General features: G+C 60.7%; 7 protein-coding genes. All 7 read right to left on the bottom strand.

Going from position 1 to position 9440, the window contains the following annotated elements; all coding sequences use genetic code 11:
- Nucleotides 1-78 precede the first annotated feature (78 nt).
- The gene (locus GSM73_RS06270) at nucleotides 79-1149 is read right to left on the bottom strand and encodes a class I SAM-dependent methyltransferase (RefSeq protein WP_076385842.1); all 1071 of its coding nucleotides are present in this window, start codon (nucleotides 1147-1149) and stop codon (nucleotides 79-81) included.
- Entirely contained in the window at nucleotides 1139-1996 is an 858-nt protein-coding gene (locus GSM73_RS06265) for an NAD(P)-dependent oxidoreductase (RefSeq protein ID WP_076385844.1), read from the bottom strand. Before GSM73_RS06265 ends, GSM73_RS06270 begins: the two co-directional genes overlap by 11 nt.
- The gene (locus tag GSM73_RS06260) at nucleotides 1993-3219 is read right to left on the bottom strand and encodes a class I SAM-dependent methyltransferase (protein WP_160891898.1); all 1227 of its coding nucleotides are present in this window, start codon (nucleotides 3217-3219) and stop codon (nucleotides 1993-1995) included. Before GSM73_RS06260 ends, GSM73_RS06265 begins: the two co-directional genes overlap by 4 nt.
- Entirely contained in the window at nucleotides 3216-3776 is a 561-nt protein-coding gene (locus GSM73_RS06255; protein WP_160891896.1) for a dTDP-4-dehydrorhamnose 3,5-epimerase family protein, read from the bottom strand. The genes GSM73_RS06260 and GSM73_RS06255 overlap by 4 nt, the downstream gene beginning before the upstream one ends.
- Nucleotides 3773-4855: a CDP-glucose 4,6-dehydratase gene (rfbG, locus tag GSM73_RS06250; protein ID WP_160891894.1), complete on the bottom strand. Its 1083-nt coding sequence runs from the start codon at nucleotides 4853-4855 to the stop codon at nucleotides 3773-3775. The genes GSM73_RS06255 and rfbG overlap by 4 nt, the downstream gene beginning before the upstream one ends.
- The gene (rfbF, locus tag GSM73_RS06245; protein ID WP_076385852.1) at nucleotides 4837-5610 is read right to left on the bottom strand and encodes a glucose-1-phosphate cytidylyltransferase; all 774 of its coding nucleotides are present in this window, start codon (nucleotides 5608-5610) and stop codon (nucleotides 4837-4839) included. Before rfbF ends, rfbG begins: the two co-directional genes overlap by 19 nt.
- Before the next feature lie 256 nt (nucleotides 5611-5866).
- Nucleotides 5867-9439 (bottom strand): glycosyltransferase, encoded by a 3573-nt coding sequence (locus GSM73_RS06240; RefSeq protein ID WP_160891892.1) that lies wholly within the window; start codon nucleotides 9437-9439, stop codon nucleotides 5867-5869.
- Nucleotide 9440 lies beyond the last annotated feature (1 nt).

Here is a 9440-nt window from a genome sequence, read left to right as displayed (position 1 = left end):
TTGACCGGCGATTTCGGTCTGGCATTGGGCTTCGAAGGCTTTATGGATCGTGTTGTCGGTCATGTTCGAATCTCGTGGTTATTGGAACGAAGCACTGTCAACGGCGTGGTAGACGTAACGCCCACCGGTCATCCGCTTGATCTCTTCAAGGTAATTGGAATTCATCACAAACACGTGCGCCCCTTCAGGCAAGGTATCCATCGCCTCATCCGGTGAGCAGACACGCGCGCCACTCAAGGGTAGATACCGTCCCTGCTTGGCCGGGTTGATATCCACCACGCAGTCCACCGCCACACCAGCGCGTTGCAGGAACAGCGAATAGATCACACCTTTGGACGAAGCCCCCCAGATCGCCGAGCCCTGCTGCGGCGCAGCCTGGATAATCTGCACCGCGCGCCCGAGACTGGCAGTGAAGCCGTCCGGCAACGCGAGTTCCGCCGCGGGTTCTTCCGGCGTCAGGCGCAACGTAGCCAGGTCAGCCACGATGTACAGGTACTGGCCGCCGAACAGATGTCCGGCTTCATGCACCGTGCCGAACATTCGGCGCAGGTCATCGAGGCGGAAATAATTGACATGCTCGTAGAACAGGTCGAACCAGGCGCGATGCTCCAGGATCCAGTCCAGGCATGGCACTTCGATGTAGATCTGGCCGCCCTGATTGGCCGCTGCGATTTCGGTGAGAAAGCTCAGCGGGTCCTGGATGTGCTCAAGCACATGACGAAGCACCACCGCGTCGGCCGACAGGCCCAGGTCACGAGTGAACGGCGCCTTGATCACATCGGCGTTATCGCCCTCGTAGGCCGGGTCGATGCCCGTGATGGCGTAGCCACGCTGCTTGAGCAGTTCCAGGAAATAGCCCTTGCCACAACCGACCTCGATCAGCTCCTGGGCGCTGAAGTGCCGGGCAATGATGCCTTCTACCTCAGACAGATGCCGCTGGAACTGAGCCGAGTGGGCCTGTTCGTTCTGATAATCACTGTTGTAGCTGAGCTTGTCGGCATCGAATGCCTGGTTGAAGACCAACCCGCTCACTTCGTCCTGGACGAGTACCATATCGGCACACGCCGAGGCTTTGGCCGACTGCTCATCGGCAAAGGTCCGGTTTTGCAAAACCGGAAGACCGGTGGCCCGGTACAGCTCACGCGTCATGTGCGGCTCCCAATAAGTTTTGCAAACGGTCGGCCACGCCCCAGAACGCCATGGGTTCGTGAGTCGGGTAAGGATAATGGCCCAGGTTCAGGCGAAGGGCGGCACCACGCTCGCGCAGGTGTGCTTCCACCAGCGCGCGCACTGACACCGGTTCGCCGCTGGAACAATTGACCACGCCATTGAAACGGCGCCGCAGCAGCAGGCCAGCCAAATGGGCGGCCGCAGTCTCGATCGGCAGGTAATCGCGCAACTGCTCCCCCCCGGACATATCGAATACCGCTGCTTGCGCATCGATGGCCCGGTCCAGCGCCGCCAGCAGGCTGTTGGGGTTCTGGCCAGCGCCATGCAGGTAGAACAAGCGGGCCCACTGCAAGGTAAAGGGATGCTCGCGTTGCAGGTGTTCGAGAAACAGGCGCAAGGTGTTTTTCGCCAATCCGTAAGGATTGGCCGGTTGCGGCGCAGTCTGCTCGTCGAGCGGCCCGCTTTGCAGGCCGTATTCGAAACAGGTGCCAGTGACCAGCACTTGGGAAATGCCTGCCTCGACGGCCTTTTTGATGAAGCGATAATCAGCCATCAAGTTGTGTTCGAAATGAAACAGTGCCTGGTAATTCGGCAACCCAGGCCAGGCCAGGTGCGCCAACGCATCGACCCCTTCGACCAGCGCCGCGACGTCCAGCGCCTCGTCGTGGACATCAGCCGCCACGAACTCGACCTGGTCGAACCAAGGCAATGCTCTCGCCGGTTCGACCCGACGAGCAACAGCCCTTACCTCACAGCCACGCGCTAGCAACGCCTGGACCAAATGACGGCCGACGAACCCTGTAGCGCCAGTCACCAGGACCTTCATAGCACCGTCAACTCAGGCACGGCTATCACGAACTGCCCACCCCATTGACGAACCTCGGCCAACTGCTGGCTGACTTCGCTCAACAGGTTCCAGGGCAGGACGAGGACGTAATCGGGTTTCTCCCGCGCGATACGCTCGGGCGATACGACCGGGATTCGGCTGCCCGGCAAGTACTTGCCCTGTTTGTGCGGATTGGCATCGGCTACCCATGCCAGCAGGTCGGGTTTGACCCCGGCATAGTTGAGCAACGTATTACCTTTGGCGGCCGCGCCATAACCGACCACATGCTTGCCATCAGCCTTGGCCTGCAACAGGAAGCGCAGCAAACCATGCTTGATGGCCTCAGCGGCCGGCGCCAGGGTGGCGTAATACGCAGAGGTTTTCACGCCAGCGGACAGCTCAGCCTGCAATTGCTGTTGCACCGTGGCCAGCACCGGACGACGCTCGCCATCGGAGCGCTGGACGAACACCCGCAGCGAGCCGCCGTGGGTCGACAGTTGGCTGACATCGAATACTTCCAGCCCGTTGCGCTCGCACAGTGTTTGCACGGCCGTCAGCGACAGGTAGGAAAAATGTTCGTGATACAGGGTGTCGAACTGCTGCCCGGCCATCAGCGTGAGCAATTGCGGAAACTCAAACGTCGCGACGCCCGTCGGCTTCAGCAGCGTGGCGAAACCGGCGAGGAAATCATTGATGTCCGGCACATGGGCGAGCACGTTATTGGCCGCCATCAGGTCGGCTGCCCAACCCTCACCCATGAGTTGCGACGCGGTATCGCGGCCAAAGAACAGCTCGCGAATTTCCAGACCTTTTTCACGAGCCGCCTCGGCGGTGCTGCGGGTCGGCTCGACGCCCAGGCACGCAATGCCGCGCTTGGCCACGTACTGCAACAGGTAACCGTCGTTGGCGGCAATCTCCACCACGCGGCTGTCCGGGGTCAAATCGAAGCGTTCGACCATCTCGGCCACATAGCGCTCGGCATGGGCCAGCCAGGTACTGGAGAACGAACTGAAATAGGCGTAGTCGGCATCGAACAGACTGTCGGCGCGGGTGTAATCCTCGGTCTGTACCAGCCAGCACTGCTGGCATACCGCAACCTTGAGCGGCACCCACTGCTCGGCCTGCTCCAGTTGGTCGGCCCGCACGTATGCGTTGGACGGCGGCGACGTGCCAAGGTCAATCAGTGGCAACACCAGGGCAGTCCCGCAACCTCGGCAATTCATACACGCACTCCAGCGAAATGCTCGTCGAGCAAGGGATGGCTGCTGTCCCGCATCGACAGATTATTGACAGGCAGCGGCCAGGCAATCGCCAGCCGCGGATCATTGACCGATACGCCACCCTCATGCTCCGGGGCGTAATCGGCACTGTGCAGATACAGGAGCTCGGCATCGTCGGTCAGGGTCTGGAACCCATGGGCAAACCCGGCCGGGATCAACAGGCTGCGGCCGTCACCCGCCGTTAAATGTTCGGCATGCCAGTGCAGGAAAGTGTCGGAATCGGGGCGCAAATCCACCGCCACATCCCAGACCTCACCGCGCAGGCAAGTGATCAATTTGGCCTCCGGTTGCGCCGCGCTCTGGTAATGCAGACCCCGTACGCTACCTCGCTCACGGGTGCAGGAATGGTTGATCTGACGGATATGAAACGGTTGGCCGAACGCGCTCAGACTGCCCTCGCAGAACAGCCGGGCAAAATGCCCGCGCTGGTCTTCGAAGCGTTTGTGCTGGACGCTGAACAGCCCGGCAAGAGGCAATGCCTTTAACAAAAACTCGCTCACAACGCGCCTCGGTACAGATTCAATTGGCCGAGGGTGACCTGACGCATGTCATCGCCGTTTTGCCACGCCAAATGCCAATCGAGGGTCTGGGCAAGGCACTGCTGCAACGACCAGCGCGGTTGCCAATCCAGCAACTGACGGGCACGGCTGCTGTCCAGGCGCAGCAGGCCGGCTTCATGCAAATCACTCGGTTCGATCCGTAGGCCCGGCGCCAGCGGCCAGCGCTCGGCGAGCAACTGGACGACTTCGCCGACGCTGCACATGTCGGCCTCACCGGGGCCAAAGTTCCAGGCACCGGCAAACTCCGGGCCTTGCTCATAGAGGCGCGCGGCCAATTGCAGGTAACCGGCCAGCGGCTCCAGGGCGTGCTGCCAGGGGCGTACGGCCTGGGGATAACGCAGCGTCACCGGTTCGTCCGCCGACCAAGCCTTGAGCACGTCTGGAATCAGCCGTTCAGGGGCAAAATCACCGCCACCCAGTACGTTTCCAGCCCGGGCCGTAGCCAGGGCCAGGCCGTGTTCAGCGTAACGATCGGCGGAGAAAAACGAGGCGGCATAAGACTGCGCCAGCAACTCGCAGCAGGCCTTACTGCTGCTGTAAGGATCGTGGCCACCCAGGGCTTCGTTTTCGCGGTAGGGCCACAGCCATTCCTGATTGGCGTAGACCTTATCGGTAGTGACCAGGACACAGGCTCGCACGCCGCCAATCTGGCGGACCGCTTCGAGCAGGTTCAGGGTGCCCATGACGTTACTGGAATAAGTGCCCAGCGGATCGCGATAACCCTCGCGTACCAATGGTTGAGCCGCCAGGTGCAGGACGATCTGCGGCTGCACGTCGGCGAGCACTTCCAGCAACGCGCCGAGGTCGCGCAAATCACCGCGCCGATCATCGATGCCCTCGCCCACCCTTGCCAGCTCGAACAGGTTGGGTTCGGTGGCCGGATCCAGGGAAAAACCACTGACCCGAGCGCCCAGGCTTTGCAGCCACAGCGCCAGCCAACTGCCCTTGAAACCGGTGTGGCCGGTGACCAGCACCCGCTTGCCGTGCCAGAACTCCGGGCTCAACCCCATTGTTTCCATGGGGCCTCCCCGCTTTGCCACAGGGCCTCAAGATGGTTTTTATCGCGCAGGGTGTCCATCGGGTGCCAGAAACCGTCGTGCTGGAACGCCTGCAGTTGCTGTTCCGTTGCCAACGCTGCCAGCGGCTCGGCCTCCCAGGAAGTCTGATCGTCAGCAATGTAAGGCAGGACCTTCGGCGAGAGGACAAAGAAACCACCGTTGATCCAGCCACCGTCACCCCGAGGTTTTTCGGTGAAACCCAGGACGCTATCGCCGTCACGCTCCAGCGCACCGTAACGTCCAGGAGGCTGGACTGCCGTCACCGTGGCGAGCTTGCCGTGCGCCAGGTGAAAATCCACCAGCGCACCGATGTTGAGGTCCGAGACGCCGTCGCCATAGGTAAAGCAAAACGCCTCTTCGTTTTCCAGATAACGCGCCGCCCGCCGCAGCCGGCCGCCGGTCATGGTGTCTTCACCGGTGTCGATCAAGGTCACGCGCCACGGCTCGCTGTAGTTCTGGTGAACGTCCATGCGGTTGTTGCACATGTCGAACGTGACATCGGAGGTGTGCAGGAAGTAGTTGGCGAAGAAGTCCTTGATGGCGTAGCCCTTGTAGCCCAGGCAAATGACGAAGTCGTGGATTCCATGGGCGGAATACTGCTTCATGATGTGCCAAAGAATTGGCTTGCCACCGATCTCGATCATCGGCTTGGGCTTGAGGTGCGACTCCTCGCTGATCCGCGTGCCGAGACCACCTGCCAAGATAACTGCCTTCATCGTCTCCCCTCTTGTCCATCACCGGGCTCGGCCAAGCGTTGTTTCGCTTTGCGGGCGCGGGGATTACACCTTCGATGCCGATCCGGGCGCCGCGGAATGCCGCAAGCGCTCGTTTTATGGCGATATGAGGGGGGCTTGCAGGAAACGCGCCAGCTCGCCGGAGGGGATTTGAATCAAAACAGGGTTGAATACTGATCTTAGTGGCGAGGGAATTTTATCCCCTCGCCACAGGCTTTCCAGCCCAAACAGCTCATGCTCAGTCCGGCAACCAGCCCCACAACCAATGCTGCAAGTTGTCGCCGCTGAGCATGAAATCACGAAGCACCGCTTCGCGCAGTTCATCGCCCATGCGGTAGCTGGCGTCAGGGTCGGCCAGGTGCATGCGGATTGCCGCGATCCATTCCTCGGTACTGTTGCTGCGCACCTTGGTACACGGCAGGAAGCCGTCGTAGGCCTTGGTGTCGGTGCAGATAACCGGATAGCCGCAGGCGCCGTACTCCAGCAAGCGCAGGTTGCTCTTGCAGTCATTGAAGATATGGAATTCCAGCGGGGCCAAGGCCAAGTCCAGGTTCAGGCTGGCCAATTTGGAAGGATAAGTGCTCAAGGCAACCGACCGGTGGAATTCATGGATGTACGGCCGCAGCGCATCCGGACACATACCAAAGAAGACCCACTCCACCTCGCCTGCCAGCTCGCGAACCACGTCCGCAATGATCTCCAGGTCGCCGCTGTGACTTGTCCCACCTCCCCAACCCACTCGGGGCTTGGAGGACGTACCGCGGCGACTGGTCAACCGACTCCATGGCTTGGGCGGCAGCATGTTGGGCACGATACGGATCTCATGGTGCATGCTGGACAACGCATCAGCGAGCGACGGCGTCGTCACTACCACGCGATCACACAATCCGATCCCTTCGCGCAGCATCTGCTCGATATTGACCGGCTTGTTGCGCGCATGAGTGTTTTTCTTGGGCGCATTGACGACGTAATCGTCAAGCTCGAAGATCCGCAGGGCATTGGAATACTTCTTCATCCTCAGGATATCGCCGGCGGCACCTTCACTGTAGCGCCCCTGCAAGACGATCGTATCCGGCGACAAGCGCTCGACTTCAACGGTCGAAGGCGATTCGTAGGCGACTCGGGCAATCACCCATCCCGCAGCCTCCAGTTCGGCCAACGGAGCCGTAACACGATAATGGCCGACCGCGGTGGCGTTGACCGGCAAGCCAAGCACCAATGGCAACGCGCGGGTGCAGAACGGATTCCAGTTGTTGCGCAGCGAAGGCTCCAGGCTGAAGCTTGATGCCCCCAGGCTCAGCGCAGGATTGTAGGCAGGATCCCGGGCAATCTGCGGCAACCATCTACGAGAGAAGATTTCGTGTTCGCGCTCCATCAACGTGGTTTCGTCCGGCCGGACAACGCTCGATTGAGGGTCGATTTTCATCACGGTGGCGTAAGGCGTCCAAACCACCAGATAGCCGTGCTGGCCAGCGCGCAAGCACAGGTCGGCATCGCTGAGACCGAGGGTAAAGGACGCTTCGTCCAGGTAGCCGAGCTCATCGAAAACCTGCTTGCGCACCATCAGGCAGTCGCTGCTGACCGAACTCCAGTTCTGGGTGGTGTGCAAACGTTGCATATAGCCCCGGGAAGCCGCTGGCTCACCGTAGAACGGCGTCCCCACCGGCCCGGCCAACCCGAGAATCTGCCCGCCGCCAACAAGGGCGCCTTGAGGGCTGAGGATCCTGGCACCTACCACCGCGACCTCAGGTCGCTGGGCATGATTGATCATCTCATCCAGCCAATCATTATCGCGGACGATCGTGTGCGCACTGAGCAGTAGCAAGTATTCACCACTGGCTTGGCTGGCGGCAAAATTACGCACGGCGGCGTCATTGGCCTCGCCGACATGACGCAGTACCCGCAGCATGCTCGCCCCCAACTGCGCCATGCTCGCCAGCCAGTCGAGCATAGCCGGATCCTGAACGCCGCTGTCCACGATCAGGATTTCATAATGGGTATAGGCAGTACGCTCGATCAGGCTTTCGGTGCAGTGTTGCAACGCCGCAAGCGAGTCGCCGGTACGCACGATAATCGACACCAGCGGACGTGCACCGTGTCGATAGTTGATGCGATTGATCAACGGCATCGTATCCGGTGAGATCTTGTGTTCGATGCCGATACGATCCAGATGCGCGCCAACCAACCGGGCATTGCCTTCGATGACCTCGGGCAGCGACAACCATTGGGCGAAGCTCAGGGCCGACTCGACCTGGATTTCCGGAATGTGTTCGATGGTCTGAGGGCCGGCCTCTTCCACCAGGCGCCAGAGCAGATCGTGGGGCGCCAGTTCGCCCTGGGTCGGCTCGAAGCCGCCCGCGGTCATGAACCGCTCACGCTCGAAAGCCAGGGTCCGACCGACATAGGGATAGGCGCGCATCAGGTCCAGATTGAAGTCCGGCTTGAATACCGGCTCGAAGGACTCCCCGTCCACCAACGCACCTTCATCACTGTAGACGCAAAGAATGCCCTGCCTCCCGGCCACGCGCTCGGCCAGGATCAGCAATGCCGAATCGCGCAAGACGTCGCCCGCTCGCAGCAGATAAAACCAGTGCGCGCCTTCCAGCTGTGGAACGATGGCATTGAGCTGACGCGGCCAATCGGCCTGATAAGGCAACTGCAGCACTCGCTCGTCGACCTCGCAATGCGCATCGGAAAGCACCACCACGGCCTGGGCGCGATACAGCTGGCCCTTGATGCTACGCAACGTCGCCGCAAGCGACGTCGCATCACCGAGGGCGTCGATGATCACAGGCACGATGTTCGGCTGAAATGGCCAGCTATCGATGCGCGCGGGCATGACACGCCGCTCAACCTCGCTGAACTGGCGGACGCTCAGCCATTCGCGGTAAAAGTCGGCGTAGCTCTCACTTTGCGCCCCTACCCGACCATTGACGACGGTATTGCGGTTGCCCAGCACGCGGGTTACGCAGAGTTCCTGCCAGGCATGAGGCTGGTCAGTGATTTTGTTCAAATCGATGCAGCGCACCCAACCCGAGGCCGGAGCCGCTTCGCCGCTGCGCGCAACAAGCATCTGCGCCAGCCACCCCCCTTCTGCCTTCGCGGCCTTGAGCATTTCCGGAGTCTTGCTCAAACGCTCCGGGTACAGCCGCTCGACACTCAACACGGTATTCAAGGCAATCAAGTTGCCACGACGCATCAGGCAGACGAACAAAGCAAAGTCGAGCAAAGCGACAAAACCGGCACCGTCCTGAAGGAGCGCCGGCAGCAATTCCAGCACATCGGCGCGGCGCATCAGCGTCGAACTGAAATTGCCAACAAAGTTGGTCAGCGTGCTCTCGAAAATCGCCAGCATGTCATCGCCCTTGAGCAGGGCATCGTTCGGCGAGAAGCGGCAATTGTCCACACGAGGCGGCAAGATGAAGTTACCCGCGTCACACAACAACCGAAGCGCGAACACAACGCTGACGTCAGCATGATCCATCAACGCCTGGGCCTGCATCGCAATGCTCGGCGCAAACAGCCGATCATCGTCGCACAGCACTTTGATGAACTCGCCCCTGGCCTCTTCGACACAACGCAACAGGTTGCCCTGAAGCCCCAGTCGCTGCGGATTTCGCAGATAGCGGATCGGATGGGACGGCTCAGTGAAGGAATCGACTATCCGGCGAATCTCATCGCCAGGCGAATCGTCGCAAACAACGATTTCAATCTGCTCGTAAGTCTGGGCCAGGGCACTGAGCAGTGCCTGGTCGAAGAACCGGGGGTTGTACGCAGGAATGACAATACTGACGAGGGGCAATGGTTTCACG

It is taken from the genome of Pseudomonas sp. PICF6, assembly GCF_009831705.1.
In the GTDB taxonomy this organism is placed as follows: Bacteria; Pseudomonadota; Gammaproteobacteria; order Pseudomonadales; family Pseudomonadaceae; genus Aquipseudomonas; species Aquipseudomonas rhizophila.
This window is presented reverse-complemented; position numbering and strand designations above follow the sequence as displayed.